General features: G+C 66.5%; 24 protein-coding genes. 11 read left to right on the top strand and 13 right to left on the bottom strand.

Annotation, left to right across the window (positions count from 1 at the left end):
* The first annotated feature begins 57 nt into the window (after positions 1 to 57).
* Both recA and recX read left to right on the top strand, forming a co-directional pair.
* Positions 58 to 1,098: a recombinase RecA gene (gene recA / locus HMPREF2581_RS01070; protein WP_003092260.1), complete on the top strand. Its 1,041-nt coding sequence runs from the start codon at positions 58 to 60 to the stop codon at positions 1,096 to 1,098.
* 5 nt (positions 1,099 to 1,103) lie between these two features.
* Positions 1,104 to 1,565, top strand: coding sequence for a recombination regulator RecX (gene recX, locus HMPREF2581_RS01065; protein ID WP_003138036.1), 462 nt, complete (start codon positions 1,104 to 1,106; stop codon positions 1,563 to 1,565).
* A gap of 21 nt (positions 1,566 to 1,586) precedes the next feature.
* On the opposite strand, the gene HMPREF2581_RS01060 is transcribed toward recX, so the two are convergent.
* Entirely contained in the window at positions 1,587 to 2,657 is a 1,071-nt protein-coding gene (locus HMPREF2581_RS01060) for an LOG family protein (RefSeq protein ID WP_003092255.1), read from the bottom strand.
* Positions 2,658 to 2,739: 82 nt separating this feature from the next.
* Entirely contained in the window at positions 2,740 to 4,143 is a 1,404-nt protein-coding gene (locus HMPREF2581_RS01055) for an MBL fold metallo-hydrolase RNA specificity domain-containing protein (RefSeq protein ID WP_003092253.1), read from the bottom strand.
* A gap of 179 nt (positions 4,144 to 4,322) precedes the next feature.
* Between HMPREF2581_RS01055 and HMPREF2581_RS01050 the strand changes: the two genes are divergently transcribed.
* Positions 4,323 to 6,728, top strand: coding sequence for a phosphoketolase family protein (locus HMPREF2581_RS01050; protein ID WP_003138037.1), 2,406 nt, complete (start codon positions 4,323 to 4,325; stop codon positions 6,726 to 6,728).
* Between the two features lie 123 nt (positions 6,729 to 6,851).
* On the opposite strand, the gene HMPREF2581_RS01045 is transcribed toward HMPREF2581_RS01050, so the two are convergent.
* From HMPREF2581_RS01045 to HMPREF2581_RS01020, 6 genes are all read right to left on the bottom strand, one after another.
* The gene (locus tag HMPREF2581_RS01045; RefSeq protein WP_003092249.1) at positions 6,852 to 7,073 is read right to left on the bottom strand and encodes a DUF3820 family protein; all 222 of its coding nucleotides are present in this window, start codon (positions 7,071 to 7,073) and stop codon (positions 6,852 to 6,854) included.
* Positions 7,074 to 7,091: 18 nt separating this feature from the next.
* Positions 7,092 to 7,502, bottom strand: a complete 411-nt coding sequence (locus tag HMPREF2581_RS01040; protein WP_003092248.1) for a quorum-sensing-regulated virulence factor family protein — start codon at positions 7,500 to 7,502, stop codon at positions 7,092 to 7,094.
* A 175-nt stretch (positions 7,503 to 7,677) separates the two neighbouring features.
* Positions 7,678 to 8,742, bottom strand: coding sequence for a polyamine ABC transporter substrate-binding protein (locus HMPREF2581_RS01035; protein ID WP_003138038.1), 1,065 nt, complete (start codon positions 8,740 to 8,742; stop codon positions 7,678 to 7,680).
* An 88-nt stretch (positions 8,743 to 8,830) separates the two neighbouring features.
* Positions 8,831 to 9,601: an ABC transporter permease gene (locus HMPREF2581_RS01030; RefSeq protein WP_003092244.1), complete on the bottom strand. Its 771-nt coding sequence runs from the start codon at positions 9,599 to 9,601 to the stop codon at positions 8,831 to 8,833.
* Positions 9,594 to 10,487 (bottom strand): ABC transporter permease, encoded by an 894-nt coding sequence (locus tag HMPREF2581_RS01025; RefSeq protein WP_003092241.1) that lies wholly within the window; start codon positions 10,485 to 10,487, stop codon positions 9,594 to 9,596. Before HMPREF2581_RS01025 ends, HMPREF2581_RS01030 begins: the two co-directional genes overlap by 8 nt.
* 4 nt (positions 10,488 to 10,491) lie before the next feature.
* The gene (locus tag HMPREF2581_RS01020; protein ID WP_003138039.1) at positions 10,492 to 11,583 is read right to left on the bottom strand and encodes an ABC transporter ATP-binding protein; all 1,092 of its coding nucleotides are present in this window, start codon (positions 11,581 to 11,583) and stop codon (positions 10,492 to 10,494) included.
* A 258-nt stretch (positions 11,584 to 11,841) separates the two neighbouring features.
* Between HMPREF2581_RS01020 and HMPREF2581_RS01015 the strand changes: the two genes are divergently transcribed.
* Positions 11,842 to 12,558 carry a tRNA-uridine aminocarboxypropyltransferase gene (locus HMPREF2581_RS01015; RefSeq protein ID WP_003138041.1) on the top strand — a complete coding sequence of 239 codons (717 nt, stop codon included), beginning with the start codon at positions 11,842 to 11,844 and terminating at the stop codon, positions 12,556 to 12,558.
* Positions 12,559 to 12,561: 3 nt separating this feature from the next.
* Here HMPREF2581_RS01015 and HMPREF2581_RS01010 read toward each other — a convergent pair whose 3' ends face one another.
* Entirely contained in the window at positions 12,562 to 13,488 is a 927-nt protein-coding gene (locus tag HMPREF2581_RS01010; protein ID WP_003119360.1) for a DMT family transporter, read from the bottom strand.
* Between the two features lie 132 nt (positions 13,489 to 13,620).
* Here HMPREF2581_RS01010 and erdR point away from each other — a divergent pair, with 132 nt between their 5' ends.
* Together erdR and HMPREF2581_RS01000 are read left to right on the top strand one after the other, a co-directional pair.
* Positions 13,621 to 14,274 carry a response regulator transcription factor ErdR gene (gene erdR, locus HMPREF2581_RS01005; RefSeq protein ID WP_003092229.1) on the top strand — a complete coding sequence of 218 codons (654 nt, stop codon included), beginning with the start codon at positions 13,621 to 13,623 and terminating at the stop codon, positions 14,272 to 14,274.
* 71 nt (positions 14,275 to 14,345) lie between these two features.
* Positions 14,346 to 14,717 (top strand): diacylglycerol kinase, encoded by a 372-nt coding sequence (locus HMPREF2581_RS01000; RefSeq protein ID WP_003092226.1) that lies wholly within the window; start codon positions 14,346 to 14,348, stop codon positions 14,715 to 14,717.
* Positions 14,718 to 14,786: 69 nt separating this feature from the next.
* Here HMPREF2581_RS01000 and HMPREF2581_RS00995 read toward each other — a convergent pair whose 3' ends face one another.
* Positions 14,787 to 16,397, bottom strand: coding sequence for an FMN-binding glutamate synthase family protein (locus HMPREF2581_RS00995; protein WP_003092223.1), 1,611 nt, complete (start codon positions 16,395 to 16,397; stop codon positions 14,787 to 14,789).
* A 243-nt stretch (positions 16,398 to 16,640) separates the two neighbouring features.
* On the opposite strand from HMPREF2581_RS00995, the gene HMPREF2581_RS00990 reads away from it, so the two are divergent.
* The gene (locus tag HMPREF2581_RS00990; protein ID WP_003092213.1) at positions 16,641 to 16,904 is read left to right on the top strand and encodes a type B 50S ribosomal protein L31; all 264 of its coding nucleotides are present in this window, start codon (positions 16,641 to 16,643) and stop codon (positions 16,902 to 16,904) included.
* Positions 16,904 to 17,056: a type B 50S ribosomal protein L36 gene (gene ykgO, locus HMPREF2581_RS00985; RefSeq protein WP_003092209.1), complete on the top strand. Its 153-nt coding sequence runs from the start codon at positions 16,904 to 16,906 to the stop codon at positions 17,054 to 17,056. The genes HMPREF2581_RS00990 and ykgO overlap by 1 nt, the downstream gene beginning before the upstream one ends.
* Positions 17,057 to 17,083: 27 nt before the next feature.
* On the opposite strand, the gene HMPREF2581_RS00980 is transcribed toward ykgO, so the two are convergent.
* Positions 17,084 to 17,869, bottom strand: a complete 786-nt coding sequence (locus HMPREF2581_RS00980; RefSeq protein WP_003092207.1) for a helix-turn-helix transcriptional regulator — start codon at positions 17,867 to 17,869, stop codon at positions 17,084 to 17,086.
* Positions 17,870 to 17,996: 127 nt separating this feature from the next.
* On the opposite strand from HMPREF2581_RS00980, the gene HMPREF2581_RS00975 reads away from it, so the two are divergent.
* The 3 genes from HMPREF2581_RS00975 (at position 17,997) to HMPREF2581_RS00965 (ending at position 21,497) form a co-directional block, all read left to right on the top strand.
* A complete protein-coding gene (locus HMPREF2581_RS00975; RefSeq protein ID WP_003092205.1) occupies positions 17,997 to 18,812 on the top strand; it encodes a carbon-nitrogen hydrolase family protein in 816 nt (271 codons plus the stop codon).
* Positions 18,813 to 19,011: 199 nt separating this feature from the next.
* Positions 19,012 to 20,334 carry an APC family permease gene (locus HMPREF2581_RS00970; RefSeq protein ID WP_003138044.1) on the top strand — a complete coding sequence of 441 codons (1,323 nt, stop codon included), beginning with the start codon at positions 19,012 to 19,014 and terminating at the stop codon, positions 20,332 to 20,334.
* A gap of 89 nt (positions 20,335 to 20,423) precedes the next feature.
* Complete coding sequence (locus tag HMPREF2581_RS00965) at positions 20,424 to 21,497, top strand: bifunctional transcriptional activator/DNA repair enzyme AdaA (protein WP_003119362.1); 1,074 nt, start codon at positions 20,424 to 20,426, stop codon at positions 21,495 to 21,497.
* Here the strand turns inward: HMPREF2581_RS00965 and HMPREF2581_RS00960 are convergent.
* Together HMPREF2581_RS00960 and HMPREF2581_RS00955 are read right to left on the bottom strand one after the other, a co-directional pair.
* A complete protein-coding gene (locus HMPREF2581_RS00960) occupies positions 21,494 to 22,903 on the bottom strand; it encodes an MFS transporter (RefSeq protein ID WP_003138045.1) in 1,410 nt (469 codons plus the stop codon). The two genes, HMPREF2581_RS00965 and HMPREF2581_RS00960, sit on opposite strands and share 4 nt — an antisense overlap.
* Positions 22,904 to 23,121: 218 nt before the next feature.
* Entirely contained in the window at positions 23,122 to 24,009 is an 888-nt protein-coding gene (locus HMPREF2581_RS00955) for a LysR family transcriptional regulator (protein ID WP_003092195.1), read from the bottom strand.
* Positions 24,010 to 24,079 lie beyond the last annotated feature (70 nt).

Genomic DNA, 24,079 nt, shown 5'->3' with positions numbered 1-24,079 from the left:
GTCTACTTATACAGTTGTTCGTGGCCGTCCGGCCGCCCTGACTTCGCGAGGACTTCAATGGACGAGAACAAGAAGCGCGCCCTGGCCGCGGCCCTGGGACAGATCGAACGCCAATTCGGCAAAGGCGCGGTCATGCGCATGGGCGACCATGAGCGCCAGGCGATCCCGGCCATCTCCACCGGCTCCCTGGGCCTGGACATCGCCCTCGGCATCGGCGGCCTGCCCAAGGGCCGGATCGTCGAGATCTACGGTCCGGAATCCTCGGGCAAGACCACCCTGACCCTCTCGGTGATCGCCGAGGCCCAGAAACAGGGCGCCACCTGTGCCTTCGTCGACGCCGAGCACGCGCTCGATCCCGACTATGCCGGCAAGCTGGGCGTCAACGTCGACGACCTGCTGGTCTCCCAGCCGGACACCGGCGAGCAGGCCCTGGAAATCACCGACATGCTGGTGCGCTCCAACGCGGTCGACGTGATCATCGTCGACTCCGTGGCCGCGCTGGTACCCAAGGCCGAGATCGAAGGCGAGATGGGCGACGCCCACGTCGGCCTGCAGGCACGCCTGATGTCCCAGGCGCTGCGCAAGATCACCGGCAATATCAAGAACGCCAACTGCCTGGTCATCTTCATCAACCAGATCCGCATGAAGATCGGCGTCATGTTCGGCAACCCGGAAACCACCACCGGCGGTAACGCACTGAAGTTCTACGCCTCGGTCCGCCTGGACATCCGTCGTACCGGCGCGGTGAAGGAAGGCGACGAGGTGGTGGGTAGCGAAACCCGCGTCAAGGTGGTGAAGAACAAGGTTTCCCCGCCGTTCCGCCAGGCCGAGTTCCAGATCCTCTACGGCAAGGGCATCTACCGTACCGGCGAGATCATCGACCTGGGCGTGCAATTGGGCCTGGTCGAGAAGTCCGGCGCCTGGTACAGCTACCAGGGCAGCAAGATCGGCCAGGGCAAGGCGAACGCCGCCAAGTACCTGGAAGACAATCCGGAAATCGGTTCGGTACTGGAGAAGACCATCCGCGACCAGCTGCTGGCCAAGAGCGGTCCGGTGAAGGCCGACGCCGAAGAAGTGGCTGACGCCGAAGCCGATTGAGGCCAATGGCGACCGTGCTCGATACGCCCGTCGCCGTGCGGCGGGCGGCCATGGATCTGCTGGCGCGCCGTGAGCACGGGCGCGCCGAGCTTTCCCGCAAGTTGCGCCAGCGTGGCGCGTCTGCCGAGTTGATCGACCCTGCCCTCGACCGCCTGGCCGAGGAAGGTCTGCTCGACGAATCCCGCTATCTCGAAAGCTTCATCGCCAGTCGCGCCCGTAGCGGCCATGGGCCGTTGCGCATCCGTGAGGAACTGGCGCAACGCGGTCTGCCGCGCGCCGATATCGAAAGGGCGCTGGGTGCCTGCGAGGTCGACTGGAGTGCGCAATTGCGCGAGGTCTGGCGCCGCAAGTTCGCCCGCCTGCCGCAGGACGCCAGGGAAAAGGCCCAGCAGGGCCGCTTCCTGGCGTACCGGGGTTACTCCATGGAGTCGATCAGCCGCCTGTTGAACAGTCGCAGCGACGATTGAGCGCGTGCCGGAGCGGCAGCTTCAGTCCCAGTTTTCCGGCAGGTTGATGTAGTCCAGCAATTCCCGCAGACGCCCCTGGTCGCGCCCGTTGAACACGAAGGCGAGGCGGGTCAGGTTGCGGAACTCCGGTTCGTCCTGTTCCTGCTCGCTGTAGGCCTGCTGCTGGAAGCCGCCGCTCAGGCAGAGGCTGGCGAAGTGTTCGTGCAGGTGCGCCAGCGCGGCTTCGTTCAGGGCGTGGTTCAGGCGAATCACGAACGTGCCTTTCAGCCAGCGGCTGGAGTGGAAGTTGCGGTAGAACTGGGCGATTTCCTTCACCGCGTCTTCGGCCGAATGCACCAGGCGCATCAGGCGCATGTCGGCCGGCAGGATATAGTGGTTCTCCAGCAACTGTTCCTGCATGAACTCCAGGGCGTGTTCCCAGTAGCGGCCGCCCGGCTGGTCGAGCAGCACGATCGGCACCAGCGGGCTCTTGCCGGTCTGCACCAGGGTCAGCACTTCCAGCGCCTCGTCGAGGGTGCCGAAGCCGCCGGGGCAGAGCACCAGGGCGTCGGCTTCCTTGACGAAGAACAGCTTACGCAGGAAGAAGAAGTGGAACGACAGCAGGTTGCCGCTGCCGTCCACCGTATGGTTGGCGTGCTGCTCGAAGGGCAGGGTGATGTTGAAGCCCAGGCTGTTCTCCAGCCCGGCGCCTTCGTGGGCGGCGGCCATGATGCCGCCGCCGGCGCCGGTGATCACCATCAGATCGTAGCGGGCCAGTTCCTCGCCCAGCTTGCGCGCCAGGGCATAGACCGGATGTTCGACCGGCGTGCGCGCCGAGCCGAACACGGTGACCTTGCGTCGCCGCTTGAACTGCTCGAGGACGCTGAAGGCATGCTCCATCTCGCGCAGGGTCTGCAGCATGATCTTGGCGTCCCAGCGGTTGCGGTCGGCCTGGGCCATGCGCGTCACGGTGAAGAGCATCTCGCGGTAGAGCGCGAGATTGGGGCTGTCGCCGGGAGCCGCAAGGGCCGCCAGTTCGTCGACCTTCCGCGCCAGGTCGGTGCCGCTGGTCTGGAAGTGCCGGGAAAGATAGTCATCGGCTTCGTAGGGCATTCGCATACTCCTTCTACAACCACCCTGGACAGGCGGTCATCCGCATACTGCCACGGACTGCGTGACAGTTGCGGACGGCGGCTCAGATCTCGATGCGTTCGCCGGGCTCGGGTATCTCGGCATCCCAGTCGAGGCGCTCGCGGATCGCGCCCCGCAACGCTTCCATCTTTTCCCGCTCGCCATGTATCAGGTATAGCGCGGGACGGTGGGCGAAGTGAGCGACCCAGTCGAGCAACTGCGATTGCCCGGCGTGGGCGGAGAAGCCGCCGAGGGTATGGATTTGCGCCTTGACCGCGATGCGCTGGTGGAACACGCGAACCGCGCTGGCGCCGTCGACGATGTTGCGGCCCAGGGTGCCGCGCGCCTGGAAGCCGGGGAATACCACATGGCATTCCGGGCGCCAGAGGTTGTGCTTGAAGTGATGGACGATACGGCCACCGGTGCACATGCCGCTGCCGGCGATGATGACCGCGCCGCTCTTGATCCGGTTGATCGCCATCGACTCGTCGGCGCTGCGGGTGACGCGAAGGACCGGCAGCCATTCCTCCAGGCGGGTGGTGCCGGTGCCGCGAATGTACTCGCGGTCGCGGTCGTCGAACTCGTTGCTGTGGCGCAGGTAGATGCCGTTGGCGCGGGCGGCCATCGGGCTGTCGAGGAACACCGCCTGTTGCGGCAGGCGGCCCTCCTGGTAGAAGCGGCCGAGGTAGTAGAGCAGGTCCTGGGTGCGGCCGACGGCGAACGACGGGATCAGCACGTTGCCGCCGTCGCGATGCGCCTGTTCGAGGATCGCCGCCAGTTCCTCCAGGGTTTCGTTGCTGTCGCGGTGATCGCGATCGCCGTAGGTGGACTCGAGCATCACCACGTCGGCCCGGCTCAGCGGCGAGGGCGCGCGCATCAACGGCGAGCAGGTGTTGCCGAGGTCGCCGGAAAACACCAGGCGGCGCGGTTGCACCTGGTCGTGGAACTGCACTTCGACGATCGACGAGCCGAGGATGTGGCCGGCGTTGTGAAAGGTCACCCGCACGCCACGAGCGACCGCCACCGTGCTGCCGAGGCTGATCGGCCGGCGCAGCTTGAGCGCGCGTTCGGTGTCGGCCTGGGTATACAGCGGCTTGATGCTCGGCTTGCCGATCCGGTTGCGCCAGCGGTTCTCCCACTCGGCGTCCTTTTCCTGGATGTGTGCGGAGTCCAGCAGCATGAGTTCGAGCAGTTCGCAGGTGGCCTCGGTGGCGAAGATCGGGCCCTTGAAGCCCTCGGCCGCCAGGCGCGGCAGCAGACCGCTGTGGTCCAGGTGGGCGTGGGAGATGACCACCGCGTCGATGCTCGCGGGATCGAAGGGGAAGGGCGCGCGGTTGCCGTTGTCGGCTTCGCGGCGCCCCTGGCGCATGCCGCATTCGAGCAGGACCTTCACGCCATCGAGGGTTTCCAGCAGATAACAGGAGCCAGTGACCTCCTGGGCGGCGCCTAGAAACGTCAGTGATGCCATCGAGCCTCCTCCGTCAGAGCTCTGTCGACACCCCGATACCTTTCGGGGATCGTGGAATGCCATGGAACCTTCGTACAGGGCCAGGGTGAACGAATCGGGGGCGGGGAGCTTGATGCAGGTCAGCGCCCTTTGCCGTGTGCTGCCTAGACTGCAAGGCACCACTAGGGAGGCTACCCACCATGAGTCAGATTCTGCCCAGTCAGGACGAGTTGCTTGCCCATGCGGCGGCCGAGCCGGCGTTTGCCGCGTGGCTGCAAGGCCATGGTCCGCTCCAGCATAGCGCAGAGACCCGCGCCGCCGTGTTCCGCACCGCTCATCAATTGGTCCAAGCCGGGCTGCAACCGGACCTGGCCAGCGTCTACCAGCTGTTCCGCGCCCTCGACCGGCTGACCGCCAGCGCCCTGCGCATCGTCGTGCACATGACCTACGCCCGGCGCATCCGCCTGGACGGCCAGCCCTTGCAGGCCGAGGATTTCAAGACACAGCCCGAGGGCCACACCGGCGGAGCCCTGAACATGGTCCCGGCCTACGCCGGCTATCTGGCACTCAACGTCCTGACCGGCAAGACTCGCGCCTGGCTGATGGGCCAGGGCCATTGCGTGGTCGCCATCGACGCGCTGAACGTCCTCACCGGCAACCTGCACCCGGAGCAGGAGCGCGCCTATGCCGACGGCGAGGAAGGGCTGAACCGCTTGCTGCAGGACTTCTACGGCTACGCCCAGGCCCCCAACGGCGCACCGGCGGCGCCACTGGGCAGCCACGTGAATCCGCATACCGCCGGCGGTATCGCCGAGGGCGGCTACCTCGGCTTCGCCGAATTGCAGTATGCGCACATGCCGCTGCCCGGCGAGACCCTGGTGGCGTTCCTCTCCGATGGTGCCGCCGAGGAACAGCGCGGCAGCGACTGGATTCCGCGCTGGTGGCGAGCCGAGGATTGCGGGGCGGCGCTGCCGGTGATGATCGCCAATGGCCGGCGCATCGAGCAGCGCACCGAACTGGGCACCCATGAGGGGCTGGAGGGCTTCAAGCTGCATCTGCGCCGCTGCGGCTTCGATCCGATCAGCTTCGATGGGCGCGACCCGGCCGCCTTCGTCTGTACGCTCTGGGAGATGGAACAGCGCCTGGAGCGGCGCGTGCAGGAGAAGAACAGCGGCATCCTCCGCTACCCGCTGCCGATTCCCTACGGCATCGCCGAGACGGTCAAGGGCTTCGGCTTCTATGGCGCCGGCAGCAACGCCGCGCACAACCTGCCGCTGCCGGGCAATCCGCATAACGACGAACAGGCCCGGCAACTGTTCAACCAGCATGCAAACGAACTCTGGGTCGAGCCTGAGGCTCTCGAATTGGCCCGCCGGCTGTTCGCCGAGCAGCGCGGCGAGCGTCCCCTCGAACGGGACAACCCGCTGGCCCTGCGCCATCCCATCGAACCGATCATCCCGCCGCTGCGCTATCGCGACGATCCCTGCTCGCCGATGGCCGCGCTGGACCGCTTCTATACCGAACTGGTGGAGGCCAACCCCGACCTGCGCGCCCGGGTCGGCAATCCCGACGAATTGGCCAGCAACCGCCTCGGCGGCGTGCTCAAGGCGCTCAAGCATCGGGTCAGCGAGCCGGAGAGCGAACTGGAATCGGTGAGCGGTCGGGTCATCACCGCGCTCAACGAGGAGGCGGTGGTGTCCGCCTGCCTGGCCAACCAGGGCGGACTCAACCTGGTTGCCAGCTACGAGGCGTTCTGCGTGAAGATGCTCGGCGCGGTGCGCCAGACCCTGATCTTCGCCCGCCAGCAGAAGGAAGTCGGGCGTCCGGCCGGCTGGCTGGGCTGGCCGCTGGTCGCTACTTCGCATACCTGGGAGAATGGCAAGAACCAGCAGTCGCACCAGGACACCACCTTCTGCGAGGCCCTGCTTGGCGAGATGAGTGACATGGTCCGGGTGCTCTTCCCGGCCGATCACAACAGCGCCCTGGCGCTGCTACCGACGATCTACCGCAGCCGGGGGCAACTGGCCTGCCTGGTGATCCCCAAGCGCGACCGGCCGATGGTGTTCGACGCCGTCCAGGCCGAGCGCCTGGCCCGCGACGGCGCGATCCTGGTCGAGGAGCGCTGCGGCTCCGATCCACTGCTGCTGATCGCCAACGGCAGCTACCAGCTCGAACAGATGCGCCGCGCCGCGCAGCGTCTGGCCGAGGCCGGGCAGGCCTACCGGCTGGTCTACCTGCAGGAGCCGGGACGCTTCCGCGCGCCGCGCGATCGCTGGGAGGTCGAGGCGGTGGCCGACGAGGCGTTGGTGGAACGACTGTTCCCGGATAGCCATGAGCGCCGCGTGCTACTCACCCATATGCGCGCGGAAGTGGCGCGCGGTCATCTTTGGCCGATCCTGCCGGATGCCCGGCGCACCTCGGTACTCGGCTATCGCAACCGCGGCGGCACCCTCGACGAGGCGGGCATGCAGTTCGCCAACCGCGCCTGCTGGGGCAACGTGCTGGCGGCTTGCGCCCGCTTGATGGAGGTGCCGCGCACCGCGCTGCTAACCCCGGAGGAGGCGGCGGCGGTGGCCGGCAAGGGCGATCCGGCGTTGTTGCGCTGAGTTCGGCTGCGTATCGGCGGATAGCGTCTGTGGCGTTATTCGCCCTGCCGAACGGGGGCGGGTGTCTGGCGAAGGCAGGGTGTGGGCGGGGTATCGGCGGATAGCGTCGGCGACGTCATTCGCCTACGGAGCGGGGGGACGAAGCGGCTTGAGCAGCCCGTCCAGCCCGTCGATCTTCAGCTCCAGGGTCAACTGCATCAGCCGCCCGAGTTCACCGGGCGGGAAGCCTTTCTTGTAGAACCACAGCAGGTACTCCTCCGGCAGGTCGACCAGCATCCGTCCCTGGTACTTGCCGAACGGCATCGGCGTTCTGGCGATCTTCAGCAGATGCTGCTTGTCCAGCATGGCGACCGCGCGGCGCGCTTACTTCTTGCCCTGGATGCGGCAACTGCCGGCATCGAAGCGTTCGGTGGCGACCGGCTGGTTGGTCTTGTACTCGGTGAAGCTGTAGGTGAGGATCGCGCCGCGGGCGAGCAACTGGCGATAGCCGGTGTTGCTGCACACGCTATCGCCGAGCTGGCTGCGCACGCTGTCCGGGTTGGAGCGCATGCGCTCGGCGTGGCTGGCGCGTACGCTGAGGTGATTGATCAACTGGTTGCCTTCGACGGTGTAGCCCTGGTCGAGGATGTCTTCGTTGATGGCGCGGGGAGTGCCTACGCTGCTTTCCTTGGCCACTTTCTCCAGCATCTTGCTCAGTTCGAAATCCTTGAGCGAGGCGGCATGGGCGGCGGTGGGCAGGACGAAACAAAGGGCAAGGGCCATGAAGCGCGACATCGAAGATCTCCTGGGGCAATAAGCGGATTCGACCGATGGAGGGGGCGAATTGTTTCCGTCGGCCCATTCCCGGGACGGACGGTGGCGAATGGGCGCCATGTTACCGCGTTCGGGGCGGGGCACGGAAACGCAAAAGGGCGACCGAGGGTCGCCCTTTCGTCGATAGCGGTGCGGATCAGCGCAGCTTGATCTCGGTCCAGAGCTTGTTCAGGGCGCGTCGCTGGCGCGAGTTCAGGTCCTTCAGCGGCTCCAGCCTGGCCTGGGTGGTGGCGTCCGGGAACAGGGCGGCGAGCGTCTTGATTTCCGGCCTGATGAAGGGCAGGGCGGCGGCGTTGGGCGTGCCGGTACCGATCTGGTTGGTCAGCTCGGAAGCGTTCCGACCGTCGAGCATGAAGTCGATGAAGCGGTAGGCCAGGTCGGGGTTCTTCGAGCCCTTGTGGATCACCATGTTGTCGATGGCCAGTACCGCGCCCTGGCGGGGCAGGGCGAAGTCGACCTTGAAGGCGCGGCCGGCAGCCTCCGCGTCGGCCCTGGCCTGGTACATGTCGCTGGAGTAGCCATGGGCGACCCAGATGTTGCCCAGGGTCAGCTCCTTGATATAGCTCGACGAGTTGAACGCGGCCCAGTACGGCTTGGCCGCGAGGATCAGCGCCTGGGCTTCCTTCCAGTGCTGCGGGTCGGTGTCGTTGGCGGAGTGGCCGAGGTACTTCAGGGCGGCGCCGAACAGTTCCTGCGGGTCGTCCATCACCGTGACCCTGCCCTTGATCTTCTCCAGGACCGCCGGGTCGAAGATCACCGACCAGTCGGCGGGGTCGATGCCCAGTTTGTCCAGCTCGGTCTTGTTGTAGCCGACCAGGGTGGTGGTGAAGGCGTAGGGCAGGGAATAGCGGTTGCCCTTGTCGAAATCCTTGTCGAGGTAGCCCGCGGCCTCGTTGCTCAGGTTCGCCAGACGACTCTTGTCCAGCTCCAGCAGGTCGCCCTTGCGGATCAGCGCCTCGACCGCGTTCTGGGTCGGGATGATCACGTCGTAGCCGCTGGCCCCGGCGGCCAGCTTGGCCATCATTTCCTCGGTGCCGGAATAGAACTCCTGCACCAGCTCGCAGCCACATTGCTGCTCGAAGCGTTTCACTGTGTCCTCGGCGATGTAGTCATTCCAGTTGAACAGATACAGCTTCTCGGCGGCGGTGGCCTGGGCGGCTCCTGCCATGAGGGTTGCGACGAGCAACAGCTTTTTCATCATGGTTCCTTGTTACGGGGTGGCAGGGCTCCGGAAACCGGAGCAGGGCAAGGCCGCGGGCCTCTCCGGGAGGCCCGCGGGTTTCGGCGGATCAATGGCCCTTGATGGCGCTGGGGGAGAGTTTCGAGGCGATCACGATCAGCACCAGGGTGAGCAGCATCAGCAGGGTGGAGACGGCGTTCACTTCGGGCGTCACGGCGATCTTGATCATGGTGTAGATCTGCGTCGGCAGGGTGGCGAAGCCGCCGCCGGCGGTGAAGAAGGTGATCACGAAGTCGTCGATGGACAGGGTGAAGGCCATCAGCGCGCCGGCGACGATGCCCGGCATGATCAGCGGCAGGGTCACCAGGCGGAAGCTCTGCCAGGGCGTGGCACCGAGGTCGCGGGCCGCCTCGGTGAGGCTTTCGTCCATGCCCGACATGCGCGCCTGCACCACCAGGGCGACGAAGCCGACCGAGAAGGTGATGTGCGCGAGGGTCACCGAGAGCATGCCCAGGCTCATGTTCAGGCCGATGAAGAAGATCACCAGCGAGACTCCCATCAGGAGTTCCGGAATGGCGATTGGGGTCAGCACCAGCAGGGGCAGCACGCGCAGCTTGAAGCGATGCAGGGCGACCCCGGCGAGGGTGCCGAGCAGGGTCGCCACGCTGGCCGAAACCAGCGCGATGACCAGCGAGTTGGCGGCGGCCTGGAGCATGTCGCGGTTGCCGAACAGCTTGCGGTACCAGTCCAGGGTGAAGCCCACCCACTCGGCGTTCAGCCGCGAGTCGTTGAAGGAGTACAGCACCACGATCACCAGCGGTACGTAGAGGAACAGGTACACCAGCGCGGTGGCGCTCCAGAGCAGGTAGGGCCTACGCATGGGCGCCTCCCTTGCGGGCGCGCGCGGCGCCCATGCCGAGGGCGACCAGCAGCAGGATGCAGCCGGTCAGGGCGATCGACAGCGCGCTGCCGAACGGCCAGTCGCGGGAGTCGAGGAACTGGCTCTTGATCAGGTTGCCGATCATGATGCCGTCGGTACCGCCGACCAGGTCGGGGATGGCGAACATTCCCAGCACCGGGATGAATACCAGTGCCGCGCCGGCGGCCACGCCCGGCAGCGAGAGCGGGAAGGTCACCCGCCAGAAGCGTTGCCAACGACCGGCGCCGAGGTCCTGGGCGGCGTCCAGCAGGGCCGGGTCGTGTTTCTCCAGGTTGGCGTAGAGCGGCAGGATCATGAACGGCAGGTGCACGTAGACCATGCACAGGATCACCGCGAACGGGGTGAACATCAGGCTGATCGGCTGCGCGCCGAACAGGTCCAGCGCGGCGTTGATCCCGCGGGTCAGGGCACCGGACGGCGAGAGGATGATCATCCAGGCGTAGACGCGTACCAGCAGGTTGCTCCAGAACGGCAGGATCACCAGCAGGATCAGCAGGTTGCGCCACTTCGCCGGGGCCCGGGCGAGGGTGGTCGCCACCGGGTAGGCGAGCAGCAGGCAGGCCAGGGTGGTGACCAGGGCGTAGCCGAAGGATTTGACGAACAGTTGCAGGTACACCCAGCTCTCGGTGAGCCGGGTGTAGTTCTCCACGCTGAGGTCGTAGACGGTCTGCCCGTCCTCGCTGTACATCCAGGGCGCCAGGCCGCCGTAGTCGCCGGGAAAGCGGAACGAGGCGAACAGCATGATCAGCGCCGGAACCAGGAAGAAGAACAGCAGATACGCTTGCGGCGGCCAGACCAGCAGCCACTTGCCGAGGTTCTTTCTCATCGTCTCAGGCCCTGACCAGGTGGCCGGCATCGAAGCGCCAGGCGGCTTCCACCGCGTCGCCCACCTCGAAGAACTTGGTCCGGCCGGGCGTGGCGTTGGGCAGCAGGGTTTCCAGGCGCTCGCCGTTCTCCAGCTCGACGATGTACAGGGTCACGTCGCCCAGGTAGAGCAGTTCGGCGACGCGGCCGCGGAAGTGCACCTCGTTGCTGTCGGCGGTGACGCTCTGCGCCAGGCGGATCTTCTCCGGCCGCAGGGTCAGCACGCAGGCCTCGCCGGGCTGGGCGTCGAAGGATTTCAGCGCCTGGACCTCGCCCAGGCCCCGGAGATCGATGCGCACGCGTTCGCCGTCGACCGCCTCGACTGTGGCGTCGAGCAGGTTGCACTGGCCGATGAAGTCGGCGACGAAACGACTGCGCGGGAAGCTGTAGATGGTTTCCGGGGCGTCCAGCTGCTCCACCCGGCCCTGGTTCATCACCGCGATGCGGTGCGACAGCGCCAGGGCTTCGCCCTGATCGTGGGTGACATAGACGAAGGTGATGCCGACGTCCTTCTGCAGGTTGATCAGTTCGATCTGCATTTCTTCGCGCAGCTTGGCGTCCAGCGCCGACAGCGGTTCGTCGAGCAGCAGCAGGCGCGGCCGGTTGACCAGCGCGCGGGCGATCGCCACGCGCTGGCGCTGGCCGCCGGAAAGCTGTGTCGGCATGCGCCCGCCCTTGTCCGCCAGGCGCACGTCCTTCAGGGCTTGTTCGACGCGGGCGTCGATCTCGCTCTTCGCCACTCCGGCCATCTTCAGCGGGAAGGCGATGTTCTGCGCCACGCTCATGTGCGGGAACAGCGCGTAGCTCTGGAACACCGTATGCACCGGGCGCTTCTCCGGCTCGACGCCGGCGAGGTCCTGGCCGTTGAGGCGGATCTCGCCGCTGTCCGGCTGGTCGAAGCCGGCGAGCATGCGCAGGAGGGTGGTCTTGCCGCACCCGGAAGGGCCGAGGAGGGTGAAGAATTCGCCGGTGTTGATCGTCAGGCTGACATTGTCGACGGCGGTGAAGTCGCCGAAGCGGCGGGTCACGTTGCGGATCTCGAGCAAGGGGGGCGTCACTCGTCTGGAGAGGCAGTAAGGTCAGCGGGCGGAGCCGGCTGCCCGGTGTCGAAAAAGGGGGCGGATTATAGGGATCGCATCCCGCTCTAACTAGACGTCTGAGGCCCCTGTGAAGAATTTTTTTTCGCGGCCTCGGAAGTTGTCCGACAAAGCAGGAGCCACGCGGGCTCTGATAGAATTTCGCGGTCGCTTTCCAGCCCGTTTCCTCGAGTCTTCGATGTTCCTTCGCCCGTCCTTTCCGTACCGGGATCCTGCCCGATGAGCCATGCCGTTTCCCGCTTGCGCCAGGAGCGCCTGGCGCGCAGCCTGAAACCCTTCGTCGCGCGCGGTTCGCGCATGCCGCGCTGCGAAGGCTGTCGGCTGCTGCCGAGCTATTGCATGTGCGCCTGGCGGCCGCGGGTCGAGGCGCGCGCCGGCATGTGCCTGGTCATGCACGACATCGAGGCGCTGAAACCGACCAACACCGGCTGGCTGATCGCCGATACCGTGGCCGACACCTTCGCCTTCGGCTGGTCGCGCACCGAGGTCGACCCGCGCTTGCTGGAGTTGCTGGCCGACCCGCAGTGGCAGCCATACCTGGTGTTCCCCGGCGAATACGTGGCGGCGGAGCGGGTGGTGAACGAGGTCGCCCCGCAGGTGGAAGGCAAGCGACCGCTGTTCATCCTGCTCGACGCGACCTGGACCGAGGCGCGCAAGATGTTCCGCAAGAGTCCCTACCTGGAGCCGTTCCCGGTGCTCAGCCTGCTGCCCGAGCAGCTCTCGCGCTATCGCCTGCGTCGCTCGACCCGTGGCGAGCACCTGTGCACCGCCGAAGTGGCGGCGCTGTGCCTGGAGCTGGCTGGCGACGAGGCCGCGGGCGAGGCGCTCGGCGCCTACCTGGAGGTGTTCAGCGAGCGTTATCTGGGCGCCAAGCGGCACATTCCGCTGGACGAGGCCAGCCCGGCGCACCGTGCCCTGGCGCCGTTCCGTGGCTGAGTGTCAGGCCGGGCGCGCTTCGGCGGCGAGCTTGCGCGGCCACAACTGCGCCACCAGCATGCCCGCCAGCATCAGCGCGCAACCGAAATAGCCGCGCAGGTGCAGGGTCTCGGCGAGGAACAGGGCGCCGGCGATGGCGGCGAACACCGCTTCCAGGGACAGGATGATCGCCGCATGGGAAGCGATGGCGTGCTTCTGCGCCACCACCTGCAGGGTGAAGCCGGTGCCGACGCCGAGCAGGCCGCCGTATAGCAGGGCGGGACCGGCCTGGACGATGGCGTCCCAGTGGATTTCCTCGAAGACCAGTGCCAGCAGCAGGCTGACCGCCGCGCAGGTGGCGAACTGCAGGAAGGCCAGGCGGATCGGGTCGTAGCGGCTGGCGAACAGGCCTACCAGCAGGACGTGCGCGCCCCAGACCACCGCGCCGGCCAGTTGCAGCCAGTCGCCGGAGGCGACCTGGAAGCCTGGGCCGATGCTCAGCAGGGCCATGCCGAGCACCGCCAGCGACGCCCCCAGCCAGGTGCCCGCGCCGGTGCGCTGGCCGAACAGCAGGCCGAGCAACGGCACGACGATCACGTAGAGCCCGGTGATGAAGCCGGAGTTGGTCACGCTGGTGAACAGCAGGCCGACCTGCTGCAGGTTGATCCCGGTGGTCAGGGCGACGCCGAGGATCACACCGGCGAGCAACTGTCCGCGATTGAAGGGTTGCGCGCCGTCGCGTCGCGAGCGCAGCATCAGCAGTGGCACCAGCACCAGGGCACCGAGGACGAAGCGCAGGCCGGTATAGAGGAACGGCCCGATGGCGTCCATCCCCAGGCGCTGGGCGACGAACGACACCCCCCAGATCATGGCGGTGATCAGCATCAGGACATCGGCACGCAGGGCTTGGCTTCGCATGGCTCGCTCGACGGGGCGGGGAGGGTCCGCCACTCTGCCAGCAAGCCGGGGTGTTTGAAAAGACGAACGCGGTGTACGAGGTATCCCTCATTCGGCTTGACCGGTCCGCCCTCGGTCGGCATCCTGAGCGCCGCCTCGGCTGGGCCGAACAAACTAGGACATGTCATGGCTTCTTACGAGATCCTGATCGCCGACGATCACCCCCTGTTTCGCAGCGCTTTGCACCAGGCCCTCACCCTCGGGCTGGGTCCCGACGTGCGCCTGGTGGAAGCCGCCAGCATCGCCGAACTGGAAGCGCGGCTGAACGAGAAGGCCGATTGGGATCTGGTCCTGCTGGACCTCAACATGCCGGGGGCCTATGGCTTCTCCGGCCTGGTGCTGTTGCGCGGGCAATACCCGCAGGTGCCGGTGGTGATGATCTCGGCACAGGAGGAGGCCGCGGTGGTGCAGCGCTCCCGCGAGTTCGGCGCCAGCGGCTTCATTCCCAAGTCCAGCCCGCTGGAAACCCTGCAGCAGGCGGTGCGCGCGGTGCTCGACGGGGACACCTGGTGGCCGCCGCAGGATGCCGCCGCCGAAGCCCTCAGCGAGGAGGCCAAGGCCGCCAGCGCCGGGCTCGCCAGCCTCACCCCGCAACAGTTCAGGGTACTCACCATGGTCTGCGAAGGGTTGCTGAACAAGCAGATCGCCTACGACCTGAACGTTTCCGAGGCGACGGTGAAGGCCCACGTCACGGCGATCTTCCGCAAGCTCAACGTGCGCACCCGGACCCAGGCCGCGCTGCTGCTGCAACAAATGGAGACGGTTCCCGCTTCTCATTGAGAGACGGCTTAACGCTTTTTTGACCAGCCGGCGGCTAGACTGCCGGCCTTCCGAATCGATGAGAACCCGACGTGTCGCCTTCCCCCTTCAAAGGCCAGACCGGCCTCAAGCGTATCCTCAACGCCACCGGCTATTCCCTCGCAGGTTTCCTCGCCGCCTTCCGCGGTGAAGCCGCCTTCCGCCAACTGGTGCTGCTCAACGTGGTGCTGATCCCGGTGGCCTTCCTCCTCGACGTCAGCCGCGGCGAACGCGCGCTGATGATCGCGGTGTGCCTGCTGGCGCTGATCGTCGAGCTGCTCAACTCGGCGATCGAGGCCACCGTCGACCGCGTCTCGCTGGAACGCCACCCTCTGTCGAAGAATGCCAAGGACATGGGCAGCGCCGCGCAGTTCGTGGCCCTCACCGTGATCACCGTGACCTGGGCGACCATCCTGCTGGGCTGATCTACGCGGACATGAAAAAGCCGGAGGCAGCGATGCCTCCGGCTTTTTCTTGCGTGCGAGGGCGGCGGCTCAGGCCGCCGCGTCGAAGCTGTCGGCCCGCGCCATGTTCCACATGCGCTCGTAGAACTCGCCCTCGATCTTGCCGGAAAGCAGTTCGCCCGGCTTGAGGAAGTAGTGCAGCTGCGAGAACAGGCGGATCTCGGTGTCGGTGATGCGTCGCACCAGGTGCTTGGCTTCGAGCTGCGAGGGATGTTCCAGGCCCGCCGCGGCGAGCATCTCGGCCAGGCCCTTGAGGGTGTTGCGATGGAAGTTGCGCACCCGCTCGGCCTTGTCCGGCACCACCAGCGCGCGCTGGCGCAGCGGGTCCTGGGTGGCGACGCCGGTCGGGCACTTGTTGGTATGGCAGCTCTGCGACTGGATGCAGCCGATGGCGAACATGAAGCCGCGCGCCGAGTTGGCCCAATCCGCGCCGGTGGCCAGGACGCTGGCGATATCGAAGGCGCTGACGATCTTGCCGCTGGCGCCGACCTTGATCTTGTCGCGCAGGTTGAGGCCGACCAGGGTGTTGTGGACGAACAGCAGGCCTTCGCGCAGCGGCACGCCGATATGGTCGGTGAACTCCAGCGGCGCCGCGCCGGTGCCGCCTTCCTTGCCGTCGACGACGATGAAGTCGGGGAGGATGCCGGTCTCCAGCATGGCCTTGGCGATGCCCATGAACTCCCATGGATGGCCCAGGCAGAACTTGAAGCCGACCGGCTTGCCGCCGGACAGTTCGCGCAGCTGGGCGATGAACTGCATCAGCTCGATCGGCGTGGAGAAGGCGCTGTGGCGCGACGGCGAAACGCAATCCTCACCCATCGGCACGCCACGGGTGGCGGCGATCTCGGGGGTGACCTTGTGCTTGGGCAGGATACCGCCGTGTCCCGGCTTGGCGCCCTGGCTGAGCTTGATCTCGATCATCTTCACCTGCGGGTCGAGGGCCTGGGCGGCGAAGCGCTCAGGGTCGAACTTGCCATCGCGGGTGCGGCACCCGAAGTAGCCGCTGCCCAGTTCCCAGACCAGGTCGCCGCCGTTCTCGCGGTGATAGGGGCTGATGCTGCCCTCGCCGGTGTCGTGGTAGAAGTTGCCCATCTGCGCGCCACGGTTCAGCGAGCGAATGGCGTTGGCGCTGAGGGCGCCGAAACTCATCGCCGAGACGTTGAACAGCGAAGCGGAGTACGGCTTGCTGCATTGCGGCCCGCCGATGTCGACGCGGAACTCGCAGGGATCGCTGAGCGGCGCCGGACGCATCGAGTGGCTGATGAATTCGTAGCCGGCGGTGTACACGTCGATCAGGGTGCCGAAGGGCTTCTCCGAGCTTTCGTTCTTCGCCCGCGAGTAGACCAGCGAGCGCTGGGCGCGGGAGAAGGGCAGGGCGTCGCCGTCGGCTTCCAGCAGGTACTGGCGGATCTCCGGGCGGATGCCTTCCACCAGATAGCGGATGTTGCCCAGGATCGGATAGTTGCGGCGCACCGCGTGGGGCGTCTGGATCAGGTCGAACAGGCCGAGCAGGCTCAGGGCCACGCCCAGGAGGGTGAACGGCCAGAGCCATTCGGTGCTGCCGAGGAACGGCAGGCTGAGCAAGGTGAACAGGGCGATACAGGCGAAAAACGCATAGCGACTGAGTAGCGACAGATTCATCATGTCTCCAATCTTCAGGCTTCGGTTCAAAATGGTAGTCACCTTCTTCGAGGCGTCTACGACGGGTTCCCCCCGCGCTAACCAAGCGCTGATTATGGGAAACAAACGGGGATAGAAAGCAAGCTAATAATTGTGTCTGGATGGTCGAGCAGCCGAATGGTCGCCGGGAACTCTTTCCGGAGTTGCGAATTATTCTTATCGGAGTAATATGTAACTATATAACATTATGTAGGAGGCATCCCCATGAAACCCGGCATCCATCCCGAATACCGTCCCGTCCTGTTCCATGACACCTCGGCCGACGTGTACTTCCTGATCGGCTCCACCGCGGAGACCGACAAGACCCATACCCATACCGACGGCAAGACCTATCCCTACGTGACGCTGGACGTTTCCAGCGCCTCGCACCCGGTCTACACCGGCGAACAGCGCAAGACCAAGAGCGAAGGCCGCGTGGCCGGGTTCAACAAGCGTTTCGCCGGCTTCGTCGGCGGCAAGGGGGCCTGATGAAAGTCCTCGCCTCGCTGAAACAGGCCAAGCTGCGCCATCGCGATTGCCAGGTGGTGAAGCGCCGTGGCCGGCTCTACGTGATCTGCAAGTCGAATCCGCGCTTCAAGTGCGTGCAGGGCCGGCCGAAGCCGAAGATCAAGCGCCGCTGAGCGGCGACGGGACGGTCGCCCGTCCCGTCAGCCCTGGGCCTGGAGGAACAGGCCGAACAGCTCGGACTGCGACTTGATGCCGAGCTTGCCGTACATGTGCTTGCGGTGGACCTTCACGGTTTCCGCCGAGATCGCCAGCTTGCGGGCGATCTCCTTGCTCGAGCAGCCGCTGAGCATCAGCCTGCCGACCTCCAGTTCGCGCGCCGTCAGCGGCGTGCCCATCTGCTCCGCGACCTTCTCCAGCGAACCCTGCCAGCCCGGCTCCGGCGCCGCAGGGCTGTTCAACACTTCGTCCTCGAAGGCCAGGCGCTGGCGCATCAGCCCGGCCACCCAGGGCCGCACCAGACCGAGCACGGCGAGTTGCTCGGGGGTGAAGCGGCGCCGCGAGCCGAGCGACAGGCAGAGGGTGCGTTCGCCGGAGAGCTGGACGTTGATCTGGATTTCATCGGCCACCACGTTGAGGCGGAAGTAACGCTGGTAGTAATCGGTCTGCTCGAAGCATTCCGGTGCCACGTCGGCCAGACGGAACAGGCCGCTGCACGGGTTCTCGCGGCTGGCGATGTAGAACGGGTCGAGCAGGTAGAGGCCTCGCAGGTAGTCCTGGAACAGCGGATCCGGCCCGCCGTCGGCGCCCGGGCATTCGGCGAACACCTGTGGCCGGCCCTGGCTGAACAGCAGGGCCACCCAGCTGTCGAACGGAACGTACTGTTCGAGCAGGCGTACCAGGCGAATCCAGAAGTCCGGCGCATCCAGCGCCTCGACCAGTTGCCCGACGGAGCGGTGCCAGGCGATGTCCTGCAAGGTGAAACTCATCTTCTACCCCTGTTGGGTTAACCCTCGGACGTAATTATCGGCGCGGGGAACGCCAAGCATACTGTGCCGACCCCTGCATACGAACAGCGCGCGTGCCGAACAGCGCCGAGAACAACAAGGAATTCCGATGAAAGTCGAACTCGTCCAGATCGCCGGTCGCGATGGCGACACCGCGCACAACCTGGAACGCGCCCTGGCGGCCATCGCCGACTGTGCGGCGGACACCGAACTGGTGGTGTTCCCGGAAACCCACCTGACCGGCTTCCCCAGCGAAGACAACATCGCCGCCCTTGCCGAGCCGCTCGACGGCCCGACGGTCAGCGCGGTGCAGCGCGTCGCCCGTGAACGTAACGTTTCGGTGGCGATCGGCATCGCCGAGGCGGACGCCGGCCGCTACTACAACACCACCCTGCTGATCGCTCCCGACGGCATCGCCCTGAAATACCGCAAGACCCACCTGTGGGCCTCCGACCGCGGCATCTTCACGCCTGGCGACCGCTACGCCACCGCCCTGTGGAACGGCATCCGGGTCGGCCTGCTGGTGTGCTTCGACATCGAGTTCCCGGAAAGCGCGCGGGCCCTCGGCCAACTGGGTGCGGAACTGATCATCGTGACCAATGGCAACATGGACCCCTATGGCCCCACCCATCGCACCGCGATCATGGCCCGCGCCATGGAAAACCAGGCCTACGCGGTGATGGTCAACCGCGTCGGGCATGGCGACGGCGGGCTGGTCTTCGCCGGCGGCAGCGCGGTGGTCGATCCCTACGGCCAGTTGCTCTGCGAGGCCGGGCGCGAAGAATGCCGGCAGATCGTCGAACTGGACCTCGGCCGGTTGCAGGATGCGCGTCGGGATTACCGTTACCTCGAAGAGCGTCGCCTGGTCCTGCCCGGCGAGCGCCGCGAGCACCCGGACGGCCTGCGCGAACTGCTGATTCCCTGATTCAACGCGGCGCGACAGGAGCGTCGCGTCGTCCTCCGTCCGCCAGCGAGCGGGCGAGGATCGGCCCGGAAAGCCGTAGCACAACGATGGGCGCCCGAGCGTCCGCCGGTCTCCCGGGTGAGGGGAGGCCCCTGCGCCCCGCGGCCCGGCCGGCTGCGGGCCACTGCCATAACAAACGATAATTCCGGAGTAAGCAGTAATGGCCAGACTCAAGCGCACCCTGTCGCTGGGTTCCGTGGTGCTGTTCGGCATCGCCTACATGACCCCCATCATCGTCCTCGGGACTTTCGGCATCCTCGCCGAGACCACCCAGGGACACGTCCCCGCCGCCTACATCGCCGCTTCCCTGGCGATGCTCTTCACCGCCCTCAGCTACGGGCGCATGGCCGCGGCCTTCCCCGTGGCCGGCTCGGCCTATACCTACGTGCGCAAGGCCATCGATTCCCGGCTCGGCTTCATCGCCGGCTGGGCGGTGCTGCTCGACTACCTGTTCCTGCCGATGGCGATCTGGCTGATCGGCGCCGCCTACCTGCACTCGGCCTTTCCCGCGGTACCCAACGCGGTCTGGGTGCTGGCGTTCATCGGCGTGACCACGACGATCAACATCGTCGGCCTGCGCCTGGCGAAGAACGTCAATGGCCTGCTGATGCTGGTGCAGTTCCTGGTCCTCGGCGCCTTCGTCGCGCTCTGCGTGCACTACGTGCTGGGCGACCCGGGCAAGCCGCTATGGTCACTGCAACCGTTGCTCGGTGGCGACCTGCAGGTGCCGCTGGTGATGAGCGGTGCGGCGATCGCCTGCTACTCGTTCCTCGGTTTCGACGCGGTCAGTACCCTGACCGAGGAAACCCGCGACCCGCGGCGCAACATCCCGCGGGCGATCCTGCTGATCACCCTGCTGGGCGGGTTGATCTTCATCGTCACCTCGTACTTCGTGCAACTGGCGCACCCGTCGTTCGCCTTCGACAGCGCGGACTCGGCGGCCTACGAGATCGCCCGCAACATCGGTGGCGACCTGTTCGTGACCTTCTTCCTGGTCGGCCTGATCGTCGGCCAGTTCACCTCCGGTCTCTCGGCCCAGGCCAGCGCCTCGCGCCTGCTCTTCGCCATGGGCCGCGACGGCGTCCTTCCGCGGCCGTTCTTCGGGCGTCTCGGCAAGCGCTTCGAGACGCCGGTGAACAGCATCGTCCTGTGCGGTGTGGTGGCCTTGCTGGCGCTACAGATGGACGTGACCACCTCCACCTCGTTCATCAACTTCGGCGCCTTCCTCGCCTTCAGCCTGGTCAACCTGTCGGTGGTCTTCCACTACTACCTTGGCGCCGAGCGCCGCGGCCCACGGGAAACCCTGTTGTTCCTGGTATTCCCTGGCATCGGCCTGGTCGCCGACCTGTGGTTGATGGCCAGCCTCGACCATCTGGCGATCATCCTCGGCCTCTGCTGGCTGGCGCTGGGCGCGGTGTACCTGGCGGCGATCACCCACGGTTTCCGCGAGCAGCCGCCGGAGATGCGTTTCGAGGAGGGCTGAGAAAGAATCGACGCCCGTTTCGCGGCGGCAAGGCGCAGGCTCCTGGCCTAGAGTGGCTATCCATCGCCTCCCTGGTTCCGGAGCCGGCCATGTCCGACGCAGCGTTGTTCCTTCCCCTTCCCGATGACGACACCCTGTATGCCGCGCTGTTGGCGCGCGACCCCGCCTACGATGGCTTCGCCTTCGTCGGGGTGAAGAGCACCGGGGTGTTCTGCCGCCTGACCTGCCCGGCGCGCAAGCCGAAGCGCGAGAACACCCTGTTCTTCGATTCGATCAAGGGCTGCGTCGAGGCCGGCTTCCGACCCTGCCTGCGTTGCCGGCCGCTGGAGCGGCTCGGCACGCAGGGGCCGCTGGTCAGCGACCTGCTCCAGCGCCTCGGTCGGCAACCGCAGCGGCGCTGGTTCGAAGACGACCTGGCGGCGCTGGGCTATGACCCGTCCACCGTGCGCCGTGCTTTCAAGCGCGAGTTCGGCGTGACCTTTCTGGAAATGGCTCGCCTGCGCCGTCTTGGCCAGGTCGCCGAGCGGCTGTCCTCGGGCGCGCGGGTGATCGACGCGCAACTGGATGCCAGCTTCGACTCTGACAGCGGCTTCCGTAGCGCCTTCGCGCGCCTGCTGGGCGAGCCGCCGTCGCAGTTGCGCGGGCGCGAGCTGCTCAAGGCGGACTGGCTGCAGACCCCGCTCGGCGCCATGCTCGCGGTGGCCGATGCGCAGGCCCTGCACCTGCTGGAATTCTTCGACCGCCCGGCGTTGAGCGGGGAGCTGAAACGCCTGCAGAAGAGCAGCGGATCGAGCATCGGTTTCGGCCGTTTCGCCTCCATCGACAGGATCGAGGCGGAACTCGCCGACTACTTCGGCGGTACTCCAGTGCGCTTCCAGACCCCCTTGGCGCTGAACGCCTCGGCCTTCACCCGCACGGTCTGGCAGGCGCTGCGCGAGGTACCGTGCGGCAGCACGCAGAGCTACGCCGGGCTGGCCAGGTCCATCGGCTCGCCGTCGTCGGTGCGCGCCGTGGCCCGCGCCAACGGAGCCAACCAGATCGCCATCGTGATTCCCTGCCACCGCGTCATCGGTTCGGACGGTTCCCTGACCGGCTATGGCGGTGGCCTGTGGCGCAAGCGCTGGTTGCTGGAGCACGAGCGGCGCATGGGCGCTGCCGGCTAGCCGGGATCGCCGCCCAGAAGCCGGGCGGGGGCGCGCAACACCGGTTCCCGCTCGACCGCTGCGGGCCGCTGCAAGTCCTCGGCGTCGGCGCGCTCGGCGGTCGACAGGTCGCTGGCGTGGAACCCGGTGATCCGCAACAGGGCCAGGGTACAGGCCAGCGAGACCAGCGCGTAGCAGGCCGAGGCCAGGGCCACGCCGACGATGCTGCCGGTACTGTTGAGAATCCACTGGGCCAGTACCGGCGTACCGCCGCCGACCAGCAGCGAGCAGAGCTGGTAGGCCAGCGACAGGCCGGTGTAGCGCACCCGCGCCGGGAAGGCTCGGGCGAGGATACCGCCCACCGCGCCGTAGAACATCGCGTGCGGCACCGTGGCCAGGCACATGCCGGCCGCGGCGATCCAGTAGACCTTGGTTTCCACGGCGAAGAACATCGCCGGCATCAGGATGAACTCCGGCAGCACCATCAGGCATGCCGCCTTGCGCATGTCGATGCGCGAAGTGAGCAGCGCCCCCAGTGGCTGGCTGAGGAACTGCACCACCAGCGCGACCACGATGATGCTGAGGAAGGTGCCCTGGCTGTAGCCGAGGGTCTTGGTCGCCCAGGAGAGGGCGAAGGTGCCCTTGAAGTAGGTGACGTGGATGATCGGCAGCACGCCGGCGCCGAGCAGGACGATCTTCCAATGCTTGCCCAGCACCTCGGCGAGCGGCAGCTTCACCGTGCGCTTCTGCGCCAGCACGCGCTTCATGTCTTCCGACTCCTCCAGCTTCAGGCGGATCACCATGCCGACGATGACCAGCACTGCGGAGAGCAGGAACGGCGCGCGCCAGCCCCAGAGAATGAAGTCCGAGGCGGGCAGGGCGCTGAGGGCGAAGAACGCCAGGGTCGCCAGCAGGTTGCCGGTGGGCGAGCCCTGCTGGGCGAAGGCGGCGTACAGGATGCCCTTGCCCTTGGGCGCGCTTTCGCTGGCGATCAGGATCGCGCCGCCCCACTCGCCGCCGACCGCGATGCCCTGGACGATACGCAGCGCCACCAGGGAGATCGGTGCCCAGATGCCGATCTGCGTATAGACCGGCAACAGGCCGATGCAGGTCGTGGCGATGCCCATCATGATCAGGGTGATCACCAGGGTGGTCTTGCGGCCGATGCGGTCGCCGAGATGGCCGAAGATGATCCCGCCCAGCGGACGAGCGATGAAGCCCGACCAGAGGGTGACGAAGGACAGCAGGGTGGCCAGGCCCGGATCCATGTCGGCGGGGAAGAATACCTTGCCGAACACCAGGGCGGCGGCCAGGCCGTAGATGTAGAAGTCGTACCACTCGATGGTGGTGCCGATGAAGGAGGCGATACCGGCCCTGCGGGCTTTCTTGTGCAGGTCGGCGTCTTCGGGAGAGGGCGTGCGCGGCATGGGTCGAGTCCTGTTTATTGTTGTTCTCGCCGACACGCCGCTCCCTACCGCCCTTCGCTGAAAGGCGGGGCGGAAACGCTGGTTTCCGTGGAGGGAGAGCGTGCGTCGGTGTTGACCCGGGTGCCTCGGAGTCTAGGTGGCACCCCCGCAAATCAATAGTCTTTTAATCTTATGGCTCGATAAGGGATTCCATATCGACGTTTTCCGTCAGCCCTCGCTCAGGCGTCATCCAGGCCGCTCTTCAGCGTCGCCAGGAACGCCTGCGCCGCCCGGGAAGGTTCGCTGGCCGGAAGGATCGCGTGGATCTCCGAACGCGCGCCGGCCGGCTCGATCTCCAGGTAGCGCACCTCGTTCCGCCAGGCCAGGCAGAGGGTCTCCGGGATCAGCGCGACGCCCATGCCGAGACCGACCATGGCGGCGACGGTCTGCCACAGGCGCGCCTCGTGGCGGATGCGCGGGCTGAAGCCGGCGTCCACGCAGCGGGCGATGATCAGGTCGTGGTAGTGCGGGGAGACATGGCGCGGGAAGAGGATGAAGTCTTCGTCGCGCAGTTCGGCGAGGTCCAGACGCGCCTGGCCTGCCAGGCGGTGCCCGGCGGGCAGGCAACAGAGGAACGGGTCGCTGATCAAGGGTTCGGAGACGATTTCCGCCGGCAGCCTGCCCCAGTGCACGAAGCCCAGGTCGATCTGCCCGCGCTGCAACGCCTGGGCCTGCTCCGCGCTGTTCATTTCGCCGAGCACCACCTCCATGTTCGGGTGCTCCCGTTCGAAGCGGGACATGGCCCTGGGCAGGCCGCGGTAGAGCATGGAGTTGACGAAGCCGACGCGCAGCTGGCCGACGTCGCCCTCGGCGGATAGCTGGGTCAGGCGTTTCACCTTCTCTGCCTGCAGCAGCAGGTTGCGCGCTTCCACCAGCAGGACCTGGCCGGCGCCGGTGAGCTTCACCGACTTGTTGTTGCGCAGCAGCAATTGGGTTCCGAGCTGTTCCTCCAGCTTCTTGATGTCGAAGCTCAGCGCCGGCTGGGAGATGAACAGGCGAGCCGCGGCGCGTCCGAAATGCAGTTCCTCGGCGACCGCGATGAAGTAGCGAAGCTGTCTGAGATCCATGGCAGGCACCTGGTTCTACGATCTGTTTTTCTTATCGTCGATGATTTTTTTTGTATTGGATGCTTATCGA

The sequence above is a fragment of the Pseudomonas sp. HMSC057H01 genome, assembly GCF_001836405.1.
GTDB classification, from domain to species: Bacteria; Pseudomonadota; Gammaproteobacteria; order Pseudomonadales; family Pseudomonadaceae; genus Pseudomonas; species Pseudomonas aeruginosa.
The sequence above is the reverse complement of the archived record's forward strand: the minus strand, read 5'-3'. Positions and strand labels throughout refer to the sequence as shown.

What these genes read in the sequence shown, in the direction of transcription:
- recX (WP_003138036.1), top strand. Translation starts at nt 1,104, where the DNA reads ATGGCGACCGTGCTCGATACGCCCGTCGCCGTGCGGCGGGCGGCCATG.
- HMPREF2581_RS01025 (WP_003092241.1), bottom strand. Translation starts at nt 10,487, where the DNA reads ATGAGAAAGAACCTCGGCAAGTGGCTGCTGGTCTGGCCGCCGCAAGCG.
- HMPREF2581_RS01055 (WP_003092253.1), bottom strand. Translation starts at nt 4,143, where the DNA reads ATGGCATCACTGACGTTTCTAGGCGCCGCCCAGGAGGTCACTGGCTCC.
- HMPREF2581_RS01040 (WP_003092248.1), bottom strand. Translation starts at nt 7,502, where the DNA reads ATGTCGCGCTTCATGGCCCTTGCCCTTTGTTTCGTCCTGCCCACCGCC.
- HMPREF2581_RS01060 (WP_003092255.1), bottom strand. Translation starts at nt 2,657, where the DNA reads ATGCCCTACGAAGCCGATGACTATCTTTCCCGGCACTTCCAGACCAGC.
- HMPREF2581_RS01030 (WP_003092244.1), bottom strand. Translation starts at nt 9,601, where the DNA reads ATGCGTAGGCCCTACCTGCTCTGGAGCGCCACCGCGCTGGTGTACCTG.
- HMPREF2581_RS01015 (WP_003138041.1), top strand. Translation starts at nt 11,842, where the DNA reads ATGAGCCATGCCGTTTCCCGCTTGCGCCAGGAGCGCCTGGCGCGCAGC.
- recA (WP_003092260.1), top strand. Translation starts at nt 58, where the DNA reads ATGGACGAGAACAAGAAGCGCGCCCTGGCCGCGGCCCTGGGACAGATC.
- HMPREF2581_RS00975 (WP_003092205.1), top strand. Translation starts at nt 17,997, where the DNA reads ATGAAAGTCGAACTCGTCCAGATCGCCGGTCGCGATGGCGACACCGCG.
- HMPREF2581_RS00990 (WP_003092213.1), top strand. Translation starts at nt 16,641, where the DNA reads ATGAAACCCGGCATCCATCCCGAATACCGTCCCGTCCTGTTCCATGAC.
- HMPREF2581_RS00955 (WP_003092195.1), bottom strand. Translation starts at nt 24,009, where the DNA reads ATGGATCTCAGACAGCTTCGCTACTTCATCGCGGTCGCCGAGGAACTG.
- HMPREF2581_RS00965 (WP_003119362.1), top strand. Translation starts at nt 20,424, where the DNA reads ATGTCCGACGCAGCGTTGTTCCTTCCCCTTCCCGATGACGACACCCTG.
- HMPREF2581_RS01050 (WP_003138037.1), top strand. Translation starts at nt 4,323, where the DNA reads ATGAGTCAGATTCTGCCCAGTCAGGACGAGTTGCTTGCCCATGCGGCG.
- HMPREF2581_RS00960 (WP_003138045.1), bottom strand. Translation starts at nt 22,903, where the DNA reads ATGCCGCGCACGCCCTCTCCCGAAGACGCCGACCTGCACAAGAAAGCC.
- HMPREF2581_RS00970 (WP_003138044.1), top strand. Translation starts at nt 19,012, where the DNA reads ATGGCCAGACTCAAGCGCACCCTGTCGCTGGGTTCCGTGGTGCTGTTC.
- HMPREF2581_RS01045 (WP_003092249.1), bottom strand. Translation starts at nt 7,073, where the DNA reads ATGCTGGACAAGCAGCATCTGCTGAAGATCGCCAGAACGCCGATGCCG.
- HMPREF2581_RS00995 (WP_003092223.1), bottom strand. Translation starts at nt 16,397, where the DNA reads ATGAATCTGTCGCTACTCAGTCGCTATGCGTTTTTCGCCTGTATCGCC.
- erdR (WP_003092229.1), top strand. Translation starts at nt 13,621, where the DNA reads ATGGCTTCTTACGAGATCCTGATCGCCGACGATCACCCCCTGTTTCGC.
- ykgO (WP_003092209.1), top strand. Translation starts at nt 16,904, where the DNA reads ATGAAAGTCCTCGCCTCGCTGAAACAGGCCAAGCTGCGCCATCGCGAT.
- HMPREF2581_RS01035 (WP_003138038.1), bottom strand. Translation starts at nt 8,742, where the DNA reads ATGATGAAAAAGCTGTTGCTCGTCGCAACCCTCATGGCAGGAGCCGCC.
- HMPREF2581_RS00980 (WP_003092207.1), bottom strand. Translation starts at nt 17,869, where the DNA reads ATGAGTTTCACCTTGCAGGACATCGCCTGGCACCGCTCCGTCGGGCAA.